Raw genomic sequence first — 21846 nt, forward strand, 5'->3', positions numbered from 1 at the left:
CGGAACAGCTGGGCGTTCGCTCAGCTGCCGCCTGACTCCCCATCGAGTCGGGTGCTGCTGACTTCCGGGGGCACGTCTTCGGCGGCCATGCGCTTGCGGAACAGCGCAGTGCGCGCCAGCAGCAGGGTGGTCACCGGCACGGTGATTGCCAGCAGGATCGGAATCAGCCAGGCATGAATCACCGGTCCCGATTCAAGCTGCGAGAAGTAGATGATCGAGGCCAGCGCCACGCACCAGGCACCCAGCGTCGAAGCCAGCGCAGGCGGATGCATGCGTTGGAAGAAGTCCTTCATGCGCAGCAAACCCATCGCGCCGGTCAGGGTGAACAGGCTGCTGGCGATCAGCAGGGTGGCGGTCAGCACCTCTGCCCAGATGGGCATTTCCTGCACGGAATTCATTCGATCACCTCCCCGCGAAGCAGGAATTTGGCCAGCGCGAACGAGCCGACGAAGCCGAACAGGGCGATCAGCATCGCCGCTTCGAAATAAGTGTCGCTGGCGTAACGGATGCCCAGCACCAGCATCATCAGCATGGCGGTGATGTACAGGTAATCCAGCGCCAGCACCCGGTCCTGGGCCGATGGCCCGCGGAACAATCGCAGCAGGGTGACGACCATCGCCAGGGCGAAAATGAACAGGCTGATCAGGATCGCGTTGTCGAGCAGGGCACTCATTGGAAAATCTCCATCAACGGGCGCTCGTAAGTGGACTTGAAGTGTTCGATGAATTGCGCCTCGTCCGCCAGATCGAAGACATGCATCAGCAGCACGCTGCGGTCCAGCGCCAGCTCCGACCATACAGTGCCGGGCACCACAGTGGTGATCATGGCCAGCGCGGCCAGGCCGTTGGCGTCGTGCAGATCCAGCGGGATTCGCACGAATGCCGAGCGCGGCGGGCGCCGCCGGGCGTTCCACACCGTCCAGCCCACCTGCAGATTGGAGATCACCACATCGCGCCCCACCAACAGAAACAGCCTGAGAATCGCGAGCGGGTTTTTATAGCGCGCCCGCTGAGGCCGCAGCCGCTGCATCAGCAACGGCGCGAGAAAACCCAACAGCGCACCCAGCAACAGGTTGCCGGGGCTTAGCGAGCCGTTGAGCACCAGCCAGAGCACCCACAGCGCCAGCGAAAACCAGGGTGCGGGAAACAGCGACTTCATGGCTGCACCTCCGAAAGGCCCGCGCCGCTGGAAGGACCGGGCACCGGGCGTGCCGCCAGCACCGACTGCACGTACTGCTTGGGTTCGTGAAGGGCCGCCGCAGTGTCGCGGGTGTAGCGCAGCAGCGGCTCGGCCATCACCGTCAGGCCGATGCACAGCCCCAACAGGATCACGATGGGCATGTACTCAAGCCGGCGCAGCACCGGCGACGGCCGCTCGTGCGGAGTCCAGAAACGCTGGGTGCCGAGTCTGGCGAAGGCAATCAGCGAGGCCAGTCCGGAAAAGATCAGCAACCCGATGAGCATGCCTGCCGGCACGGAAATCGGTTCGTCCTGAGCGACGTCCAGGCCCAGCGGGTTCATCAGCGCACTGAGCAGCGTCAACTTGCCGATGAATCCGGACAGCGGCGGCATGCCGATCACCAGCAGCGCGCAGGCCACCAGGCTCAGGCCGAGAAAGGCCATGGTGATGGGAATCACCTGGCCGACCACAACCTTCTGCTGCTCATCCAGGTTGGCGCCGGGCGGCGGATGCAGGGATTCCATGTTGCGCGGCAGCTGGTCGGCGTCCTCTTCCAGCGGGATCTCATTGGCCGAACGTGAACGCTCGATCAATTCACCGAGCAGGAACAGCGCGCTCAACGCCAGGGTCGAGCTGACCAGATAGAACAGCGCGCCGGCGGTCAGGCTGGGCTGGGCGAAACCGATGGCCGACAACAGGATGCCCGCCGACACCAGAATGCTCAGGCTCGCCAGACGCTCCAGGCGCTGGGCGGCGATGATCGCCAGCGCAGCGGTGACGATGGTCGCCATGCCGCCGTAGATCAGCCAGTCGCCGCCGAAGAAAGCCGACGCGCCGGCACTGCCGGAGAACAGTAGGGTCCAGAGGCGCAGGAGCGTGTAGATGCCGACCTTGGTCATGATCGCGAACAGTGCCGCCACCGGCGCGCTCGCCGCCGAGTAGGCCGGCACCAGCCAGAAATTCAATGGCCACATGCCGGCCTTGGTCAGAAACGCGGTCGCCAGAATCGCCGCGCCTGCATGCAGCAGCCCCAGATCGGCTTCCGGGACCTGGGGAATCTTGATCGCCAGGTCGGCCAGGTTCAGCGTGCCGGTCACGCCATAGATCAGCGCCGCGCCGATCAGGAACAGCGACGACGCCAGCAGGTTGATGGAGATGTAATGCAGACCGGCCGAGACCCGTGCGCGACCCGAGCCGTGCAGCATCAGGCCGTAGGACGCCGCCAGCAGCACCTCGAAGAACACGAACAGATTGAACAGGTCGGCAGTCAGGAACGCGCCATAGAGGCCCATCAGCTGAATCTGGAACAACGCGTGAAAGCTGGCGCCGGCACGGTCCCAGCGGGCCAGCGCGAACATCAGCGCGCACACCGCGATGATGCCGGTCAGCACCAGCATCATCGCCGACAGGTGATCGACCACCAGCACGATGCCGAACGGCACCTCCCAGTTGCCCGGCAGGTAGACGCCGATGGAACCGCTGGTGCCGCTCTGCTGGACCCGCATCAACAGCGCCACGGCAATGCCCAGCCCCAACATGCTCGACAGCAGATTGATACGGCCCTTGAGGGTTCTATGTTTTTCCCCCAGCAACAGCATCAGGCTGGCGGTCAACAAGGGCAGCAGAATGGGTGCCACGATCAGCTGGTTCATCCAGATCATGCCTTGGGCTCCCGGCCGTCGACGTGGTCAGTGCCGGTCAGGCCACGGGACGCCAGCAGCACCACCAGGAACAGGGCGGTCATCGCAAAACTGATGACGATGGCGGTGAGCACCAGCGCCTGGGGCAGCGGGTCGGTGTAGTGCAGCAGATCCTGCGGCACGCCGTCCTTGATGATCGGCTCCTTGCCGATGAACAGGCTGCCCATGCTGAAGATGAACAGGTTGACCCCGTAGGACAGCAGGCACAGGCCCATCACTACCTGGAAGGTCCGCGGGCGCAGGATCAACCAGACCCCCGAGGCGGCCAGGACGCCGATGGCTACGGCAATGACTTCTTCCATCAGACGACTCCTTGTGAGGCAGCGGCTTGACCAACGGGGTTGGCAACCGGTTTGGGCAGCTGGGTCGGGCGGTGGCTGCGCACTGACTGGTGCGCCAGTGCGGTGAGGATCAGCAGGGTCGAGCCGACCACCACGGTAAACACGCCGACATCGAAGAACAGCGCGCTGGCGAAGTGGATATCGCCCAGCAGCGGCAGATGCAGGTGAGCGGTGTGGGTGGTCATGAACGGATAACCCAGCACCATCGAGCCGATCCCGGTCAACACTGCAGTGAACAGACCGGTGCCCATCCAGCGCAGCGGACGCAGGCTCATCTGGGCCTCGACCCACTGGGTACCGGCCACCATGTATTGCAGAATGAACGCCACCGACATCACCAGCCCGGCGACGAAACCGCCGCCCGGCTGGTTATGACCGCGCATGAACAGGTACATCGAGATGATCAGGGCAATCGGCAGCAACAGGCGCACCAATGCCGCCGGCACCATCATGAAGCCCAGCGCGGTGTCGCTGGCGCTGCGCGGGTTGACCAGATCGGTCACCACGTCCTGGGCCAGCAACCGCTGCTGAGCGGGCAGGGCGATGCTTTCCTTGGGTGGACGGAAGCGGCGCAGCAGGGCAAACACCGTCAGTGCCACCGCCGACAACACGGTGATTTCGCCGAAGGTATCGAAACCGCGGAAGTCCACCAGCATGACGTTCACGACGTTGGTACCGCCGCCCTCGGGCAGCGCGCGGCTGAGGTAGAACGAGGAAATGGCGTTGGGCGTCTGGCGGGTCAACATGGCGTAGGACAGCAGGGCCATACCCAGGCCGACCAGGGTTGCCAGTATCAGGTCGCGAACCCGGCGGGCGCGGGCCTTCAGGCGCGTGCTGACCAGTGGCGCTACGTCTTCATTGCGGCGCGGCAGCCAGCGCAGGCCCAGCAGGATCAGCACCGTGGTGACCACTTCCACCACCAGCTGGGTCAGGGCCAGGTCCGGCGCGGAGAACCAGACGAAAGTGATGCAGGTCATCAGGCCGCAGACGCTGACCATGATCAGTGCCGCGAGGCGGTGGTACTTGCCCTGCCACGCCGCGCCCAGGGCGCAGGCGATCGCAATCAGCCACAAGGCGACGAATACCCCCGAACCCGGAATCTTCGGGCGATCGCCCCAGGTCAGCCCGCTGAAATACATCGGGATGAACCCGCCCAGCGCGGCGGCGGCCACCAGCAGAAACAGTTGCGGTTGCAGGCGGTAAGTGGTGAAGGCGCGTTCGAAGCGACGCGCCCACTGCATCATCACCACCAGACTGCGTTCGAAGAAGCGCTTGCCGTTCAGACGTCCCACCAGCGGCGGGAAAGGGAAGCGCTCACGCTTGAACGGCTTGCGCAGCAGCAGATACAGCAGCACGCCGCCGGCCATGGCGATCAGGCTCATGATCATCGGCGCATTCCAGCCGTGCCAGATCGCCAGGCTGTACTCGGGCAGCGTACCACCGACCACCGGCCGTGCGGCCGCGGCCAGCAAGGGGGCAACGGACTGGGCCGGGAAAATACCCACCACCAGGCAGGCCATGACCAGCAGTTCCACCGGCGCGCGCATCCAGCGTGGAGGTTCGTGGGGCAGGTGCGGCAAATCCTTGGCGGCCGGGCCGAAGAATACGTCCACTGTGAAGCGCAGCGAGTAGGCCACGCTGAATGCACCGGCAATGGTGGCGATGACCGGCAAGGCCATTTCGACCCAGGCGGTGGAGGAAATGAACACGGTTTCAGCGAAGAACATTTCCTTGGACAGAAAGCCGTTCATCAACGGTACGCCCGCCATCGAGGCGCTGGCGACCATCGCCAGGGTCGCGGTATACGGCACCAGCTTGATCAGCCCGCTGAGTCGCCGGATGTCCCGGGTGCCGCTTTCATGGTCGATGATTCCCGCAGCCATGAACAGCGAGGCCTTGAACGTCGCGTGATTGAGAATGTGGAACACCGCTGCCACCGCTGCCAGCGGGCTGTTGAGGCCCAACAACAGGGTAATCAGCCCAAGGTGGCTGATGGTCGAGTACGCCAGCAAGCCCTTGAGGTCGTATTGGAAGATGGCGGCATAGGCGCCCAGAATCAGGGTGCAGGCACCGGCGCCACTGACGATCCAGAACCACTGCTCGGTGCCCGACAGCGCCGGCCATAGCCGCGCCAGCAGGAACACACCGGCCTTGACCATGGTTGCCGAGTGCAGATAGGCCGAGACCGGCGTTGGCGCGGCCATGGCGTGAGGCAGCCAGAAGTGGAATGGAAACTGCGCGCTCTTGCTCAGGGCGCCGATCAGAATCAGGGTCAGCAGCACCGGATACAAGGCGTGCTCGCGAATGGCTTGTCCCGAAGCCAGTACGCGGTCCAGATCGTAGCTGCCGACCACATGGCCCAGCAGCAACATGCCGGCCAGCAGCGCCAGGCCGCCGGCGCCGGTCACCATCAACGCCATGTACGCGCCGCGTCTGGCGTCGGCGCGGTGATGCCAATAGCCGATGAGCAGGAACGAGAAAACGCTGGTCAGCTCCCAGAAAAACACGATCTGGATCAGGTTGCCCGACATCACCAGGCCCAGCATGGCGCCCATGAACGCCAGGAAAAACGAGAAGAACCGCGGCACCGGGTCGTCCGGCGACATGTAGTACCGCGCGTACAGCGACACCAGCGCGCCGATGCACAGCACCAGCATCGAGAACATCCAGGCGAACCCGTCCATGCGCAGTACGAAGTTGATGCCCAGGCTTGGCAGCCAGACGTATTCCTCACGGATCATGCCGCCGTCGGCAATCTGCGGGAACCACAGTGCGCATTGCAGCGCACCGGTCACGGCGATCAGCCCGGCGAGGATCGATTCGGCGTTACGCGCGTTGTGCGGCAGGAAAGCCGCGAGACAGCTGCCAATGAACGGCAGAAGCAGTAGAACTATCAGGGACATAGGCTTCTAGTCTGCAGGAAAAGATAAGCATCATACGTGCCAGACAGCACATCGCAAAACCTGAGACCGCCGAATTTCCTACAAGAAATGTCCGGTAAGGATAATCTTTCGCCGCCGGGCACGGATTTTGTCCTACGCCGTTCGGCTCGCTGCTTCTATTCCGCTTTCTCAAGGGGCTGGTCGTCATCAGACGCAGTCTGGGCGACCGGGCGTCTTTTCAGTTCGCTGACGATGACGCCGGCGACGATCAGGGCGGCGCCGAGCAAGGCAATTGCCGGTAGCCTTTCGCCGGCCAGTCGTCCGGCGATGCCTGCCCATACCGGTTCGCCGGCGTAGATCACCGTGGCACGGGTGGGTGAGACACTTTGTTGCGCCCAGTTCATGGCGACCTGAATCACCGCGCTCATTGCGCCCAGGCCTACGGCGCTGATCACCAGCAGCCAGGAGAACTGCGGCAAATGCTCGCCGGTCGGGACGATCATCAGGAAGGCCAGCACCGAGGCGGTCGCCAGTTGCACCACGGTCACCCGCCGCACGTCGACCTTGCCGGCGTAGGCGCTGATCAGAATGATTTCGGCGGCAATCGCCACGGCGCTGACAATGGTCGCCAGCTCGCCGGGGCTGAACTGCAATGCGGCGCCTTGCGGGCCTGACACCAGCAACAGGCCGGTAAACGCCAGCGCGATCCCCAGGCTTGGCATCAGCCCCGGCCGACGTCCCAGCACCAGCCATTGCAACAACGGCACGCAAGGCACGTACAGCGCGGTGATGAACGCCGACTGGCTGCTGGGAATGGTCTGCAGGCCGATGGTCTGCAAGCCGTAGCCGAGCATGATCGCCGTGCCGATGGCCACACCGGCGCGCAACTCGAGTAATGTCAGGCCACGCAGCACTTTCATGGAAAACAGCGCTACGATGGCGGCCGCCGCGGCGAACCGCAGCCCGACGAAAAACATCGGCCCGCTGGAAGTCAGGGCGTATTTGACCAGCAGAAAGGTTCCACCCCACAAGATGGTGATCAGGATCAGCACAAGTTCTGCTTTACTGACGCGCGGCGTCCAACGACTGGTTTTCATGAATGAGCGGGCTCTGCGGGGATTGAATGGACAACACAGATTGCGGTGTAAAAGTGGGCAGTATAGTGCGCACCCGGTTCGGATGAAATCAGATGGATAAAGAAAACCCACAGCGCGCTCCGGTCCTGCAACACGTCAGCCAGAATGTACGGCGCTTGCGGCACGCTGCTGACTTGAGCCAGAACGCATTGGCGGAGCGCTCCGGGGTAAGCCGGCGCATGCTGGTGGCGATCGAGGCCGGGGAGAAGAACGTCAGCCTGGCGACCCTTGACCGTGTGGCCGAGGCGCTGGATGTCGCGTTCAGTGACTTGGTCCAGGCGCCGGAGCTGCGCGATCACAGTCGCATCAACGAACTGGCCTGGACCGGTGCCGGGGAGGGAAGCCGAGCGACCTTGCTGGCCAAGGCCAACGCACGCCGGGAAGTCGAGCTGTGGGAGTTCTGCCTGGCGCCCGGCGACGTGTATGCCTCCGAAGCGGATCCGGATGGCTGGAGCGAGCAGGTCTACGTGGTCGAAGGCCGCCTGACCGTCGCCTTCGCACAGGGTGTCGACGCCCGCGAAGTCGGGTCGGGCGAATTCTTCATGTTTCCCAGCAACCAGCCGCACAGCTATCGCAACCATGGGACGGCACCGCTGCGCTTCGTGCGCACCGTCGTGCTCTGATATCAGCTCGAAACGGACTTTCAATGACCACTCGCACCCTTCAAGCCGACATCCTGATCGTTGGCGGCGGCCTCAGCGGTACGCTGCTCGCCGCGCAACTGCTGCGCCAGCCGGGCACACGACGAATCCTGATCGTCGAAACCCGCAGCGAACTGGGCCGAGGCGAAGCCTACAGCGCCACCGAGCCAGGCCACACATTGAACGGCAATGCGGCGCGCATGAGCGTCGATCCGGATAACGCCGACGATCTGACTCAATGGCTGGCCGATTTCCTGGCGGGCGGCGGCTGGCCCCAGGGCCTTGAACTGCAACTGCCGGTGGCCGATATCTTCCCGCCGCGCGGCATCTTTGGCCTGTATGTCCAGCAGCGCCTCAGCGAGGCCGAAGCGATGGGTTCCGAATGGGGCTCAAGTGTCGAGCATGTGCGCGGCGAGGCGGTGGATCTGCAGGTCGACGCACAGGGTGTCGGGCTCACCCTGGCCGATGGCACCGCGCTGCACGGACGTTTCGCCGTGCTCGCCACCGGCATGTACGCAGCGGCCCGCACGCCGCAGCGACAATCCAGCGGCCTGAACGCGGCGGCTCTCGATCCGTGGGATGTTGCGGCGATGCGCACGCTCGATCCCCAGGCGCGGGTACTGATCGTCGGCTCCGGGCTGACCATGGTCGATGCGGTAGTGTCCTTGCAGCAAGCCGGGCATCGCGGTCCCATTGACGTGTACTCGCGTCATGGCCTGTTGCCGCATGTGCGTCGCCAACCGCCGCCATGGCCTGACTTCCTGAGCCAGGACACTACGATCCGCAGCCCACGGCAATTGCTGCGCAAGGTGCGCGAACAGTGCGAGCTGGCCATCGAAAGCGGTATCGACTGGCAGGCGCCGCTCGATACGGTACGGGCCAATATCGGCCGGTTGTGGCATCAAGCCAGCGATATTCAGCGTCGGCAATTCGTGCGCCATGTGCGGCCCTGGTGGGAAAGCCATCATCATCGCTCACCGCCACCGAGCGCCGCCTTGCTGGCGCAATGCGTCAAGCAAGGGCGCCTGACGATCCACGCGGCAACGTTGCGCAGCGTCGAGTCGGATGACAACGGACAAATACGCATTGGCCTGCGTCGGCGCGGGCAGGCCAGCCTGTCTTACGTGACCGGCGACGCGTTGATCAATTCCACCGGAATCGAATACGACTGGCGCCGCGTCGACCGCGCCTTGCCCCGGCAACTGCTGGCGCGCGGCCTGATCCAGCCCGGTCCGTTGGCGCTGGGCATCGCTGCCGACGCAGGCGGCGCGGTGTGCGATGCGCAAGGCCGATATTCGCCACATCTGTTCAGCCTGGGTCCGCCGCTGCGCGGATTGTGGTGGGAAAGCACCGCGGTCACCGACGTCGCGGCCCAGGCCAAGGCACTGGCCTTGCGCCTGGTCGAGCTGCAGGGCGCAACCAGTCATTCCTGATCCAGCAACTGCGGCCCTGCGCCTTGCCGGCCCAATTGGTCGTCGCTGTTGCGCAGCGGGCAGGCCTGCATCGACAGACAGCCGCAACCGATGCAGCCGGTGAGCTGGTCGCGCAGCGCAGTCAGGCGCTGGATGCGTTCGTCCAGTTCTGCCCGCCATTGCATCGACAGCAGGTTCCAGTCCTCGGCGGTCGGGGTGCGTCCTTCGGGCAACGTCTGCAAGGCGGCATGAATGCTTGCCAGTGGAATACCCAGGCGCTGGGCGACCTTGATCAACGCCACGCGCCGCAACACATCTCGCGGGTAGCGTCGCTGGTTTCCGGCATTGCGCTGGCTGGCGATCAGCCCTTTGGTTTCGTAAAAGTGCAGGGCACTGACCGCGACGCCGCTGCGCGCTGCCAGTTGACCGACCGTCAGCAACGGAGCGATCCGCGGTTCAGGTGAAGGGTTCATCGGCAAAATTCCCGCTTGACCTCAAGTAAGCTCGAGGTTTTACCCTGCGTGCACGTCGAAAGCAACTGCAAACAGGAGGGCAGCACCATGGCAACGCCGGAGCAAGAGGGACCGTTCAGCCAGTTGATCGAATACGCCGTCGAGCCGCGTGAGCAGGCCGGTTTGATCAGTGCCTTGATCGAGCGTGACCAGCGTTATACCGCCAGCTACCCAGGCTTTCTGGAGGCTCGCGTGCAGGCCAGCGATGACGGGCTGCGCGTTCTGCATCAGGTGCTGTGGCGTTCTCGGCCCTGTGGCGAGCAGGCTTGTCGGAATGTCGAGGCAGCTGATCTGGATCTGGGCCTGATGTTGAGGCGGTTCCGGGTAAGGTCGGCGACCTTCGGCAGCTTCAAGGTGATGGGTCAGGTCGCCCCGCGTGGCGCGGCCTGACGAGCAGAGGCGGGTTACTTGGGCTGCGGCGGCAGGTCGTTGGCGATCATCTCGCCGAACGGGCCGGTCAGGTTGGTGATGCCGCGTCCAGCCAGGCTGGCGTAGGGCTCGGGCAGCAGCGGGAAGACCAGTTCGGCGAAACGGTAGGCTTCTTCCAGATGCGGATAGCCGGAAAAGATGAAGCTTTCGATGCCGAGGTCGGCGTATTCCTTGATACGCGCCGCCACTTCCTGGGGGTTGCCGACCAGCGCCGTACCGGCACCACCGCGCACCAGACCGACGCCGGCCCACAGGTTGGGCGCGATCTCCAGATTGTCCCGGCGACCGTCGTGCAAGGCCGCCATGCGCCGCTGACCTTCGGAGTCGAACCGGGCGAAGGACTTTTGAGCGGCGGCGATGGTTTCGTCGCTGATGTGTTCGATCAGGGTGTTGGCGGCTTTCCAGGCATCTTCACTGGTTTCGCGCACGATCACGTGCAGGCGAATGCCGAATTTCACCGTGCGACCCTTGCGAGCGGCGCGTTCGCGGATATCGGCCAGTTTCTCGGCCACCGCTGCCGGAGGCTCTCCCCAGGTCAGGTAGACGTCGACCTGATCGGCTGCCAGGTCATGGGCGGCGTCGGACGATCCGCCAAAATACAGCGGTGGATACGGCTTCTGAATCGGCGGGTACAGCGCCTTGGCGTTCTGGACGCGAAGGTGCTTGCCTTCGAAGTCCACGGCTTCGCCTTGCAGCACCCGGCGCCAGATGTGCAGGAACTCGTCGGTCACTTCGTAGCGTTCGCTGTGGTCCAGGAAGCTGCCGTCGCCACGGTTTTCATCCGGGTCGCCGCCGGTCACGACGTTGATCAGCAAGCGCCCGCCAGACAGACGGTCCAGCGTCGCGGCCATGCGTGCGGAAACGGTGGGGGAAATAATGCCGGGGCGAATCGCGACCAGGTACTTCAGGCGTTCGGTCAGTGGCACCAGTGCGGAAGCGATCACCCAGGAGTCTTCGCACGAGCGGCCGGTGGGGATCAGCACGCCGTAGTAACCCAGGTCATCGGCGGCCTGGGCGACTTGTTTGAGGTAATTCAGGGTAACGGGGCGGGCACCTTTGGTCGTGCCCAGGTAGTGGCCGTCGCCGTGGGTCGGTAGAAACCAGAAAACGTTCATGACAGATCCTTGGAAGTGAACAGCCGCTCGCCGGCAGCCTTTAGGTGCCGACCTTTATAAAGGCTTGCGGATATTCCGTAAAAGAACCTAAAACCATATTTTTAGATCTGGAATGAATATGGGGTGCCGGTTGTGGAAGGCGGGTTAGGGGTGATTGCGCTGTGTCAGCAGCACATTTTGTAGCAGCCAACTTGCTGGCGAAGGCAGCCTGCCGGGCAATGCCAGAATTGTTGCTGCCGATACGCACCAGATCGCGAGCAAGTTCTCTCCACAGACGCCCCGGCTCCCGCGCATGAAATCATCGAAACTTTGCACCCACCGCCCGGTCACTTTGATAAGACTAACGGGAGTCAAGCCATGGCAAGGGCAATCTGGAAAGGCGCAATCAGTTTCGGGCTGGTGCATATTCCGGTGGCGCTGGTATCAGCGACATCGTCCAAAGGGGTCGATTTCGACTGGCTCGACAAGCGCAGCATGGAGCCGGTCGGCTACAAACGCATCAACAAAGTGACCGGCAAGGAAGTCACCAAGGAAAACATCGTCAAAGGCGTCGAGTACGAAAAGGAACGCTACGTTGTCCTGAGCGAAGAAGAGATCCGCTCCGCGCACCCCAAGTCCACCCAGACCATCGACATCTTCGGCTTCGTCGACAGCGAGCAGATCCCGCTGCAGAACATCGACACGCCTTACTACCTGACCCCCGACAAGCGCGGTGAAAAGGTCTACGCCCTGCTGCGCGAAACCCTCAAGGACACCGATAAGGTCGCCCTCGCCAACGTGGTGCTGCACACCCGCGAGCATTTGGCGGCGGTCATGCCGCTCGGGTCGGCCATGGTCCTGGTGATCCTGCGCTGGCCTGAAGACGTCCGCGAGCTGGATGCACTGGAACTGACCGAAGCCGTCACCGACGCGCAGCTGACCAAAAGCGAACGTGACATGGCCAAACGGCTGGTCAAGGACATGAGCGCGCAGTGGAAGCCCGGCGACTACCGCGACACCTTCCAGGACAAGATCATGCAACTGGTGGAAACCAAGGCCCGCGAAGGCAAGATCGAAAACGTCGAGGGCGACAGCGGGGAGGAGGAGCGCAAGAGCGCCGATGTCATCGACCTCACCGATTTGCTGCGCCGCAGCCTGGCCGGTGGCAAGACCGCTGCGACCAAACGCAAGCCGGCCGCCAAGGCTGCCGACACGGACCAGGCGGACGAGAGCAAGCCTGCCAAACGTCGGGCGCCGGCGCGCAAGAAAACCAGCAAGGCCTCCTGAGCACCCCAGAGAACCACGACCATGGCCAAGCCCGACAGCGAATACACCCGCAAGCGCAACTTCGACGTCACCTCCGAACCGCCTGAAACGACGGTCCGCCGGCCGAAGGCGGGCAGCAAGGCCTTGAGTTTCGTGATTCAGAAGCATGACGCCAGCCACCTGCACTACGACTTTCGGCTGGAGCTGGACGGTACCCTGAAAAGCTGGGCGATTCCCAAAGGCCCGAGTCTGGACCCGAGCCAGAAGCGCTTGGCCGTTCATGTCGAAGACCACCCGCTGGGTTATGCCGGTTTCGAGGGCAGTATTCCCAAGGGCCAATATGGCGGCGGCGATGTGATCGTCTGGGATCGAGGTGTCTGGCAACCCCACGGCGACCCGCAGAAAACCTATGAAGACGGCAAGCTCAAATTTACCCTGGTGGGTGAAAAGCTCACCGGCGACTGGACGCTGGTTAGAACCCGGTTGCGTGGAAGCAGCAGCAAGCAGCAATGGCTGTTGATCAAGGAGAAGGATGAAGTCGCTCGGCCTGCTGCGGAATACGACATTACCGAGGAACTGCCCGCCAGCGTCATCAGCGGCGGTCTGGTCGGGCTGGGGCGCGAAAAGGCAGTATCGGCCAAGCGCAAAAGCCCTTCCAGCACTGCTGCTGTGCAGAAGGGCGGATCGACCGAATCAGCCGCGCCGGTGAAAACAAAAAAGACCCGCCGACGCGTCGCGTTTCCCGAGCAACTGGCGCCACAACTGGCCTCGCTGGTCGCGTCGCCGCCGGCCGGCGACTGGCTGTATGAAATCAAGTTCGACGGGTATCGAATCATGGCCAGGATCCAGGGTGATGACGTGCGGCTGATCACCCGCAACGGTCATGACTGGAGCGAACGCATGCCGCTGCAGGTCAAGGCGCTGCAAAAGTTGAAGCTTGCCGACAGCTGGCTGGACGGCGAGGTGGTGGTGCTCAACGAGCAAGGTCTGCCGGACTTTCAGGCGTTACAGAACGCCTTCGAGACCGGCCGCAGCAAGGACATCCTTTATTACCTGTTCGACATGCCGTTTCACAACGGTGAGGATCTGCGCGACGTGCCGGTCGAGCAACGCCGGGAGAAGCTCAAACAGCTGCTGCACGGCCAGCGCAGCCGGGTGCTGCGCTATTCGGATGCCTTTCGTTCCGGCCATCGCGATATCGTCGAGAGCGCCAGCGCCATGGGACTTGAAGGAGTGATCGGCAAGCGTGCCGGCAGCCCGTATGTCAGCAAGCGCAATGCAGACTGGATCAAGCTTAAATGTCGCCTGCGCCAGGAGTTCGTCATAGCCGGCTACACGGCGCCCCAAGGCACACGGAGCAGCTTTGGCGCGTTGCTGCTGGCGGTCAACGATCCGGACAAGGGGCTGGTGTATGCCGGGCGCGTGGGCACAGGTTTCAGCGCGATCAGCCTCAAGCAACTGCATGAGCAATTGACACCGCTGCACAGGGAGCAATCGCCGTTGAGCAGTAAACTGACCGGCGCCCAAGGGCGCGGCGTGCAGTGGGTCGAGCCGCAACTGGTCTGCGAGGCGGAGTTCGCTGAATGGACCCGCGAAGGCATTCTGCGCCAGGCGGCGTTCATTGGGCTGCGTAACGACAAACCGGCCGCCGAGATCATCCGCGAGCATCCGCAACCGGCGGGTCCCGCCACCCGCAAAAATCGGTCGCGCCAAGCCACCGGCTCATCCTCCGCGCCTGCGCCTGCGCCCAGGAAAACCAAGGGCCGGGTGGACGTGGCCGGCGTCAGCGTCAGCCATCCTGACCGGGTTATAGACCCCGAAAGCGGCACCCACAAGGTCGAGCTGGCGCAGTTCTACGAGGCCATCGCCGACTGGATTCTGCCGTTTCTGGACAACCGGCCGGTGGCCTTGCTGCGCTGCCCGGATGGCATCACCGGCGAGCAGTTTTTCCAGAAACACGCCGAGCGCCTGGCGATTCCCCATATCAAGCAGCTGGATCGCAAGCTCGACCCCGGCCACGCCGCGCTGATGGAGATCGACAGCGTGCAGGCGCTGGTGGGCGCCGCGCAAATGGGAGCCATCGAGTTTCACACCTGGGGCGCTACCAGCGCGAAGATCGAAACCCCGGACCACCTGGTGCTGGACCTGGACCCTGATCCGGCCCTGCCGTGGCGCAGCATGATCGAAGCCACCCAGATGATCCTCGCCGTGCTGGAAGAACTTGGTTTGCAAGCCTTCCTCAAGACCAGCGGCGGCAAGGGCATTCACATCATCGTGCCCCTTGCCCGGCAGGCGGAATGGGACACGGTCAAAGCCTTCGGCAAGGCGATTGCCGAGTTCGTCAGCCAGAAGCTGCCGGAGCGGTTTACCGCCACCATGGGACCCAGGCATCGGGTCGGCAAGATCTTCATCGATTATCTGCGCAACACCCGCGGCGGCAGCACCGTGGCCGCCTATTCTGTCAGGGCGCGGCCAGGCTTGCCGGTGTCGGTGCCCATCGCCCTGGATGAGCTGGCCAACCTGCAGTCTGCCGCGCAATGGAACGTCGGTAATCTGGCCCAGCGCCTGCGAGCGCTCAAAGCCGACCCGTGGCAGGGTTATCGCAACAAGCAACGCATTACCCAAAAGATGTGGAAGCAACTGGGCGCAAAGCAGCCGTAACGCGGGCGCCGACGCTTCGATAACCGACAGCAGTCGGCTCGACGCAAGTCGGGTCGTGTCCAAACCACAAGCTGCACCTTAACCATGAGGAGACTGCTCATGTTCGGTCAATGGTCAGACCTGCTGGTCACCATCAAGAAGTCTTTCGGCTCGCTCGGCAACTCCAACCCCAAGATGGTCCAGGCTTACAAGATGCTGGACGACGCCGCAGCGGAAAATGGCGCCCTGGATGCCAAGACTCGCGAACTGATTTCCGTGGCGGTGGCCGTCACTACCCGCTGCGACGGTTGCATCGGCGCACACACCGACGCTGCGATCCGCGCCGGCGCGACCCGTGAAGAAGTCGCCGCGGCGCTGGCGACAGCAGTGTCGTTGAATGCCGGGGCCGCCTACATCTACTCGATGCATGCGCTGGAAGCCTTTGATGAGCTGAAGAAATGAAGGGCCTGCCGACGCAGCCAGGCGTCCGATGCCGGTTGCTACGCTGCTGAGGTGGGTGCACGTCGAGCCGTCCGAAAGGGCGGCTTTGCTGCTGGGGTTCGTTTTCCATTTTTGCGTGCTGGCCAGCTATTACCTGGTGCGTCCATTGCGCGATGCACTGGGGCTGGAAGGCGGTGCCGGCCAGTTGCAGTGGCTGTTTACCGCGACCTTCGTGGTCATGCTGGTCATGGTGCCGCTGTTCGGTGCACTGGTTTCCCGTCTGCCGGCCAAACGTTTCGTGCCGCTGGTCTACCGTCTGATCGCCCTGTCGATGCTGGTGTTCGGCGTGCTGATTGCCGAACAGGTTGCACCGGTCCAGGTCGGGCGTGTGTTTTTCGTATGGATCAGCATCTACAACCTGTTCATCGTTTCGATTTTCTGGAGCGTGCTGGTCGACCGTTTTTCCAGCGAGCAGGGCCGGCGCCTGTTCGGCTTTATCGCCGCCGGCGGGACGCTTGGCACGTTCGTCGGGCCGTTGCTGGCGGCGACCATGGCGACCCGGCTCGGGCCGTTGGCCCTGGGTATCGGCGCGGCGTTGCTGCTCGAAGGCGCGGTGACCTGCCATCGCGCCTTGCTGACCCGCACCCGGCCCCAAGGCCCCGCGTCGTCGGCTGCGGAACGCCGCCTGGGTGGTTCGATGATTGCGGGCGTAACGCTGATTCTGCGTTCCCGCTACCTGCTGGGCCTGGTGCTGTTCATGCTGTTGCACACCAGTGCGGCTACGCTGTTGTATTTCGAGCAGGGCCGCATCGTGGAAGCCAGCTACGACGATGTCGCCTCGCGCACCCGATTCTTCGCTCTGGTGGACCTCACGGTTTCGAGCCTGACCCTGGTGTTCCAACTGCTGCTGACCGCGCCGCTGATCCGCCTGGTGGGTATTGGCGGGGCGCTGGTGGCGCTGCCGGTGGCGACGGTGCTGGCGTTTGCCGCCATGGCCGCATCGCCGGTGCCGACCACGGTGGCCCTGGCCCAGGGCCTGCGTCGTGCGGTCGAGTTCGCGGTGGTGCGGCCGGCCCGGGAAGTGTTGTGGACCGTGGTCAGCCGTGAAGAAAAGTACAAGGCCAAGAACGTCATCGAGACGCTGGTCTACCGGGGCGGCGATGCGGCCAGTGGCTGGCTGTCCTTTGGTTTGGCGGCCATTGGCGCGGGCTTCGGCCTGCTGGCCGTGCTGGTGATTCCGTTCGCCGCGGCCTGGGCCTGGCTGTCGCTCTGGCTGGCGGGCAGACACAAACGCAGGGTGCCGGCCGAACCGGGGCCGGACCGGGTCGCCGACCCGTTGCCATTGCGCACAGACAAGGAGTAATTCATGCATCCTCCACATCTGCTCACTCGCAGACGATTGTTGACCCTGGCGGCAGGGGCAAGCGCCGCGCTGGTGTTCGATAGCGCCGCGGCGAGCGAGCGCCCGGCAACACTGCCAACGCCGACCGCGCCTGCGACGCTTCCCCCGACCCTGAACCCTGGAGGCAAAACCATGCTGACTCGTGTCATACCATCCAGTAACGAACCGCTGCCGGTCATCGGCCTGGGCACTTACCGGGGTTTCGATGTGGCTACCGCCAGTCCCGCCTATAAGCAGCTGCGCGCGGTGCTGGACGCGCTGTTCGCGGCCGGCGGCAGCGTCATCGACAGTTCACCGATGTACGGCCGCGCCGAGCAGACCACCGGCGAGTTGCTGTCGATCCACGAGCCGCGCTCGCCGGCATTCCTGGCTACCAAGGTCTGGACCCGCGGGCGTGCCGAGGGCGTCGCGCAGATGGAGCAGTCGTTCAGGTTATTGCAGACCGAGCGCATCGATCTGATGCAGATCCACAACCTGCTGGACTGGAAAACCCATCTGCCCACGCTGCGGGAGTGGAAGGAACAGGGCCGGATTCGCTATGTCGGCATCAGCCACTACACCTCGTCGGCCTATGCCGATGTGGAAGCGGTACTCAAGAGCGAGCCGTTGGATTTCCTGCAGATCAACTATGCGCTGGACGATCGTGAAGCCGAGGCGCGGCTGTTGCCTCTGTGTCGGGAGCGGGGTGTGGCAGTGATCTGTAACCGGCCATTCGGCGGCGGCGGATTGTTGTCGCGGCTCAAGGACAAGCCGTTGCCAGGCTGGGCGGCGCAGGTCGAGGTAAACAGCTGGCCGCAGCTGGCACTGAAATTCCTGCTGGCCAATCCTGCCGTAACCTGCGTGATCCCCGGCACCGGCAACCCACGCTACATGAGCGACAACGCCGGTGCCGGTTTCGGCCCCATGCTGACCGATGCCCAACGGCATCAGTTGATCGCGCTGCTTTAAAGGATGCGGTACAGCAGGCGTTCGACGCGTACCCGGCTCACTCGACGCAGAAATTTGCGCACGCTGTCCGGGTAATGGGCCAGTGTGTCGAGTTCGTCATACTGGCCGACCCGCTGGGTGTGGCGCATCAGCAGGTCGATTTCCGCCTGGCGAGGGTCGATCCACTCGCGTTGCGGGTCATCGATCAGCAGCGCGTTTTCCAGGTCCAGGTTGAAGGCTCGCGGGTTGAGATTATTGCCGGTCAACAGGGTGTAGCGGTCATCGACCCAGACGCCCTTGAGGTGGAAAGTGTTGTCGCTGTGTTTCCACAGATGAACATTGAGCCGGTGCTTGGCGATGGCCTTTTTGTGTTTCTGCAGGAAGCGCCGCAAGCTGATTTCGTACAGGTACGGCAGCGCGGAGATGACCTTGAACGGCTCATCCGGATGGATGAAGAAGTCATTGGCGGTCTTGTCGCCGATGATGATGTCCACCTTGACCCCACGCTTGAGGGCGCGATTGATTTCCCGGGTTACCACCACTGGCAGGTTGAAGTAAGGGGTACACAGGGTCAGCTGGGTCTTGCTGGATGCGATCAGGTCGCAGATGGCGCGGTTCAGCGAGTTGCGCGGGCCGACGCCGAGCAAGGGAACGATGCGCAGCTCGCCGTTTTCCTTGTCGCCGGCCTGGGTTTCATAGGCGGCGCGCTTGAGGTCGCTGCGAAACGCGCGGATTTCCCCGCGCAGGCTGCGTGAGCTGGGGGGCGATTGCAGGTCCAGGCGATGCACGGCCGGGGACGGCAGGATCTGCTCGCACACCAGCTGCACGAAGGTATCGGCCAGCGCCGGGCTCTGGATCAGGTGATAACGGTCCAGCCGGTACTTGTCGAGCTTGTGCAGATAGACATTGTTGATGCTCGCTCCGGTGTAGAGCACGCAGTCGTCGATCACGCTGCCCTTGAGGTGCAGCACGCCGAACAGCTCGCGGGTCTGCACCGGCACGCCATAGATTGGCACTTCGTGGTCGTGTTCCAGGTTCTGCGCCTGATACCAGCTGGAGTTCCCCGGCTGGCGCCCGGCACCGATCAGGCCGCGTTGAGCGCGGAACCAGTCCACCAGTACCACGACGTCCAGCTCCGGGCGCGCCGCCTTGGCGGCGTACAGCGCGTCGAGAATTTCCTGGCCGGCTTCATCCTGCTGCAGGTACAGAGCCGTGACGTAGATGCGGCGGCTGGCCGAAGCAATCCTTTCCAGCAATACGCGGCGGTAGTCGGCGGCACTGGGGACGATGGAGATGGCATCAGCGGGCAGGGTAAAACCGCGGAGCGCTGCCAGGGTCGAGCGTCGGAAGTTGGACTGCATAGGCCTCTCGATGGGATGAACCAGTAGCGCACGAGCTTAACAGACTAGGACGGCGGCCGCGGGCGGGAGGCGATTCGTATTGCCCATGGCGGCCCCTTCGCCAGCAAGCTCGCTGCTACGGGCAACGTGCACGCTGCCGTGTTGCAGGAGCTTGCTGGCAAAAAAACCGAGATCAGTAGCCGTTGCGCTTGAGGATGGTCTCCATGCTTTCCTTGGCCGGACGCTCATAGAATTTGAGCAGCTCGGCGGTGCGGTTGGTGAAAAAGCCGTCCACGCCGTCGGTACTGATTTTCTTGAAGTCCACCGCGTCGTCCACCGTGTACGGGTGAATCACCAGGCCTTTCTCGTGGGTCAGGGTGTTCATCCAGGGTTTCACCAGATCCATGTAGCTCTGGTCGCCGCCCTGGGTCAGCTTCGCCGATGGGCCGGTGCCGATGGCGCCGTGGGCCTTGGCCCAGTCCACCCAGGCCTGGAAGGCTTCCGGGGACTTCACTTCCTGAGCCCCGTAGTAGCTGTTCTTGTCCTTGAACCCGGAATCCTTGAAGGCGACATTGGACTTGGGTTCGATCGAACCTTCCCCAATCCACAACAGCAGCACCTTGGGCACCGACGGCATCTCCTTGTGCAACAGCTCCAGGCTCTGCTTCTCGAAGGTCTGCAACACCACCCGGCCCGGCATATGGGCGACGTTCACCTGCCCGGCCGCCGCTGCCGGGCGTTCACCCAGCCAGCCGCGTTTGGCCAGGGCTTTCTTGAGATCGGCCTCGATACCGGGAAACTGGTTCGGCACCTTGGTCTCGATATACAGCCCCGGTTTGTTGGCGCCGCCTTCGGCAATGTCGATGACTTCATCCAGGGTCAGAATCTGCAGCCCGGCGTAACTGTCCCGGGCGCGGTCCGGGTACGCCTTGTTGAACCACGATCCGGCGTCCAGTTGCTTGATCTCGGCCAGGGTAAAGGTGCTCACCGGGTCCTTGGCGCGTTTGGGAAATACCTGGGCGATGTTGGTGGTGCGCTCCAGCAGATCGTCATGCAGGGCGATCAGTACCCCGTCCCTGGTGCGCTGTACATCCATTTCCAGGTAGTCAGCGCCCAGGTCGCGAGCGAGGATGTAGGCGGGAATGGTTTCTTCAGGGGCATCGTAAGAAGCGCCACGATGCGCGACCACCGCAGGCCAGGGCAGGCCGTGCTTTTCACTCAGGGCCTTGCCCGGTGGTTCGGCCGCAACCGCAGGGCCCGGAGACAACAGTGTCGCTGCCAGAATGCCTGCCGCCAGCAACGTGGCCAATGGGGTCTTGCTCAATGGAAATCCTTGCATGGTCGGGTGATTCCTTGTCTGCGTGAAGGCTCGACTATAGCAACCTAGCTTTTCAGCGACATGAACGTCTGCACATTCCTGCTCAGTCGCGTTACTGTCGCACTTTCAGTTCTTCGCCAAGGAGCGATGCATGACCCGCAAGGTGCTGGTGCTGGTGGAAAACCTCAATGAGTATCTGGCGATCCTCGAAACCAGCGGCTTCGAACTGGTCCGCGCGCCGACAGCGGAGTTGCGCGCCCAGGCCATCGCCGCCCATGGCCCGGCCATTACGGCGGTGGTCACCCGCGGCCCGCTGGGTTTCTTTGCCGAGGAAATGGACGCCTTGCCGAATCTGGGCATCATCTGCGTCAGTGGCGCCGGCTATGAAAAGGTTGACCTGGCCGCTGCCGCCGCCCGGGGCATCGTTGTAACCAACGGCGCCGGCGTCAACGCCGCGACCGTGGCCGATCACACCCTGGCCTTGTTGCTGGCGCTGGTGCGCGACATTCCCCAGGCCGATGCCTCGGTACGGCGCGGGGAGTGGCGCAAGGCAATGCGCCCGTCCATGGCGGGTAAACGCGTGGGGATCATCGGCCTGGGCGCGGTCGGCCTGGCGATTGCCCGGCGTGTGACGGGTTTCGATATGGTGGTGGCTTATCACAATCGCAAACCGCGCACCGACGTGGATTACCGCTGGCATCCCACGGCCCTGGAGCTGGCGTCGGCTTCGGATATCCTGATCGTCGCCACGCCGGGTGGAAGCGCGACGCTGCGGCTGGTGGATGCCAAGGTGTTGCAGGCGTTGGGGCAGGAGGGGTTTCTGGTCAATATCGCTCGGGCCAGTGTGGTCGACACCCAGGCGATGGTCGAGGCGCTGAAGTCGGGGCAAATCGCCGGCGCCGCGCTGGATGTCTTCGATGACGAACCGGAGGTGCCCGACGTGCTCAAGGCGCTGGACAATGTCGTGCTGACGCCCCACGTCGGCGGCCTGTCGCCCGAAGCGTCCGAAGCCATGGTGGTGATGGTCAGGGATAACCTGAAGGCATTCTTCGCAGGCGAGCCGGTGTTGAGCGCGGTGGTGTAGCTGTACGGCGCTGAATTTCTGTGGGAGGCAGCTCGCTGCGACGACTGCGTTACGGGCAATACATCTGCTGTGGATGTACTGGCCAGGTCGCCAGCAAGCTGC

At 63.5% G+C, this 21846-nt stretch carries 20 protein-coding genes; 9 read left to right on the forward strand and 11 right to left on the reverse strand.

Annotated features, from left to right (window positions below; genetic code table 11):
• Positions 1-20 precede the first annotated feature (20 nt).
• The 7 genes from EGJ27_RS18175 to EGJ27_RS18205 form a co-directional block, all read right to left on the reverse strand.
• The gene (locus EGJ27_RS18175) at positions 21-398 is read right to left on the reverse strand and encodes a Na+/H+ antiporter subunit G (RefSeq protein WP_125832121.1); all 378 of its coding nucleotides are present in this window, start codon (positions 396-398) and stop codon (positions 21-23) included.
• On the reverse strand, positions 395-673 hold the full coding sequence (locus EGJ27_RS18180; protein ID WP_125832122.1) for a K+/H+ antiporter subunit F: 279 nt from the start codon (positions 671-673) through the stop codon (positions 395-397). Before EGJ27_RS18180 ends, EGJ27_RS18175 begins: the two co-directional genes overlap by 4 nt.
• A complete protein-coding gene (locus EGJ27_RS18185; RefSeq protein ID WP_125832123.1) occupies positions 670-1158 on the reverse strand; it encodes a Na+/H+ antiporter subunit E in 489 nt (162 codons plus the stop codon). Before EGJ27_RS18185 ends, EGJ27_RS18180 begins: the two co-directional genes overlap by 4 nt.
• On the reverse strand, positions 1155-2840 hold the full coding sequence (locus EGJ27_RS18190; RefSeq protein ID WP_125832124.1) for a monovalent cation/H+ antiporter subunit D: 1686 nt from the start codon (positions 2838-2840) through the stop codon (positions 1155-1157). The genes EGJ27_RS18185 and EGJ27_RS18190 overlap by 4 nt, the downstream gene beginning before the upstream one ends.
• Complete coding sequence (locus EGJ27_RS18195; protein ID WP_125832125.1) at positions 2837-3181, reverse strand: Na+/H+ antiporter subunit C; 345 nt, start codon at positions 3179-3181, stop codon at positions 2837-2839. The genes EGJ27_RS18190 and EGJ27_RS18195 overlap by 4 nt, the downstream gene beginning before the upstream one ends.
• Positions 3181-6123: a monovalent cation/H+ antiporter subunit A gene (locus EGJ27_RS18200; RefSeq protein WP_125832126.1), complete on the reverse strand. Its 2943-nt coding sequence runs from the start codon at positions 6121-6123 to the stop codon at positions 3181-3183. The genes EGJ27_RS18195 and EGJ27_RS18200 overlap by 1 nt, the downstream gene beginning before the upstream one ends.
• Before the next feature lie 155 nt (positions 6124-6278).
• On the reverse strand, positions 6279-7199 hold the full coding sequence (locus tag EGJ27_RS18205) for a DMT family transporter (RefSeq protein WP_125832127.1): 921 nt from the start codon (positions 7197-7199) through the stop codon (positions 6279-6281).
• Positions 7200-7291: 92 nt separating this feature from the next.
• Between EGJ27_RS18205 and EGJ27_RS18210 the strand changes: the two genes are divergently transcribed.
• Positions 7292-7861 (forward strand): helix-turn-helix domain-containing protein, encoded by a 570-nt coding sequence (locus EGJ27_RS18210; RefSeq protein ID WP_125832128.1) that lies wholly within the window; start codon positions 7292-7294, stop codon positions 7859-7861.
• Between the two features lie 23 nt (positions 7862-7884).
• Positions 7885-9312, forward strand: coding sequence for an FAD/NAD(P)-binding protein (locus tag EGJ27_RS18215; RefSeq protein WP_125832129.1), 1428 nt, complete (start codon positions 7885-7887; stop codon positions 9310-9312).
• On the opposite strand, the gene soxR is transcribed toward EGJ27_RS18215, so the two are convergent.
• A complete protein-coding gene (gene soxR, locus EGJ27_RS18220) occupies positions 9303-9764 on the reverse strand; it encodes a redox-sensitive transcriptional activator SoxR (protein WP_125832130.1) in 462 nt (153 codons plus the stop codon). The two genes, EGJ27_RS18215 and soxR, sit on opposite strands and share 10 nt — an antisense overlap.
• Positions 9765-9851: 87 nt before the next feature.
• Between soxR and EGJ27_RS18225 the strand changes: the two genes are divergently transcribed.
• Positions 9852-10193 (forward strand): antibiotic biosynthesis monooxygenase, encoded by a 342-nt coding sequence (locus tag EGJ27_RS18225; RefSeq protein ID WP_125832131.1) that lies wholly within the window; start codon positions 9852-9854, stop codon positions 10191-10193.
• A 14-nt stretch (positions 10194-10207) separates the two neighbouring features.
• On the opposite strand, the gene ssuD is transcribed toward EGJ27_RS18225, so the two are convergent.
• Complete coding sequence (ssuD, locus tag EGJ27_RS18230; protein WP_125832132.1) at positions 10208-11347, reverse strand: FMNH2-dependent alkanesulfonate monooxygenase; 1140 nt, start codon at positions 11345-11347, stop codon at positions 10208-10210.
• Between the two features lie 357 nt (positions 11348-11704).
• Between ssuD and EGJ27_RS18235 the strand changes: the two genes are divergently transcribed.
• The 5 genes from EGJ27_RS18235 to EGJ27_RS18255 all read left to right on the forward strand — a co-directional run bounded on the left by EGJ27_RS18235 (position 11705) and on the right by EGJ27_RS18255 (position 18023).
• Positions 11705-12613, forward strand: coding sequence for a Ku protein (locus EGJ27_RS18235; protein WP_125832133.1), 909 nt, complete (start codon positions 11705-11707; stop codon positions 12611-12613).
• A 21-nt stretch (positions 12614-12634) separates the two neighbouring features.
• Positions 12635-15253, forward strand: coding sequence for a DNA ligase D (gene ligD, locus EGJ27_RS18240; RefSeq protein WP_125832134.1), 2619 nt, complete (start codon positions 12635-12637; stop codon positions 15251-15253).
• 99 nt (positions 15254-15352) lie between these two features.
• Positions 15353-15694, forward strand: coding sequence for a carboxymuconolactone decarboxylase family protein (locus EGJ27_RS18245; protein WP_125832135.1), 342 nt, complete (start codon positions 15353-15355; stop codon positions 15692-15694).
• Between the two features lie 28 nt (positions 15695-15722).
• The gene (locus EGJ27_RS18250; protein ID WP_125832136.1) at positions 15723-17036 is read left to right on the forward strand and encodes an NTP/NDP exchange transporter; all 1314 of its coding nucleotides are present in this window, start codon (positions 15723-15725) and stop codon (positions 17034-17036) included.
• A gap of 3 nt (positions 17037-17039) precedes the next feature.
• Positions 17040-18023: an aldo/keto reductase gene (locus EGJ27_RS18255; protein WP_125832137.1), complete on the forward strand. Its 984-nt coding sequence runs from the start codon at positions 17040-17042 to the stop codon at positions 18021-18023.
• Here the strand turns inward: EGJ27_RS18255 and pssA are convergent.
• Together pssA and EGJ27_RS18265 are read right to left on the reverse strand one after the other, a co-directional pair.
• Positions 18020-19363 carry a CDP-diacylglycerol--serine O-phosphatidyltransferase gene (gene pssA, locus EGJ27_RS18260; protein WP_125832138.1) on the reverse strand — a complete coding sequence of 448 codons (1344 nt, stop codon included), beginning with the start codon at positions 19361-19363 and terminating at the stop codon, positions 18020-18022. The genes EGJ27_RS18255 and pssA overlap by 4 nt on opposite strands.
• A 172-nt stretch (positions 19364-19535) precedes the next feature.
• Complete coding sequence (locus EGJ27_RS18265) at positions 19536-20681, reverse strand: glycerophosphodiester phosphodiesterase (protein WP_125832139.1); 1146 nt, start codon at positions 20679-20681, stop codon at positions 19536-19538.
• Between the two features lie 130 nt (positions 20682-20811).
• On the opposite strand from EGJ27_RS18265, the gene EGJ27_RS18270 reads away from it, so the two are divergent.
• Positions 20812-21744 carry a 2-hydroxyacid dehydrogenase gene (locus EGJ27_RS18270; RefSeq protein ID WP_125832140.1) on the forward strand — a complete coding sequence of 311 codons (933 nt, stop codon included), beginning with the start codon at positions 20812-20814 and terminating at the stop codon, positions 21742-21744.
• The last annotated feature ends 102 nt before the right edge of the window (positions 21745-21846 follow it).

The organism is Pseudomonas sp. v388, from assembly GCF_003935425.1.
GTDB lineage: Bacteria > Pseudomonadota > Gammaproteobacteria > Pseudomonadales > Pseudomonadaceae > Aquipseudomonas.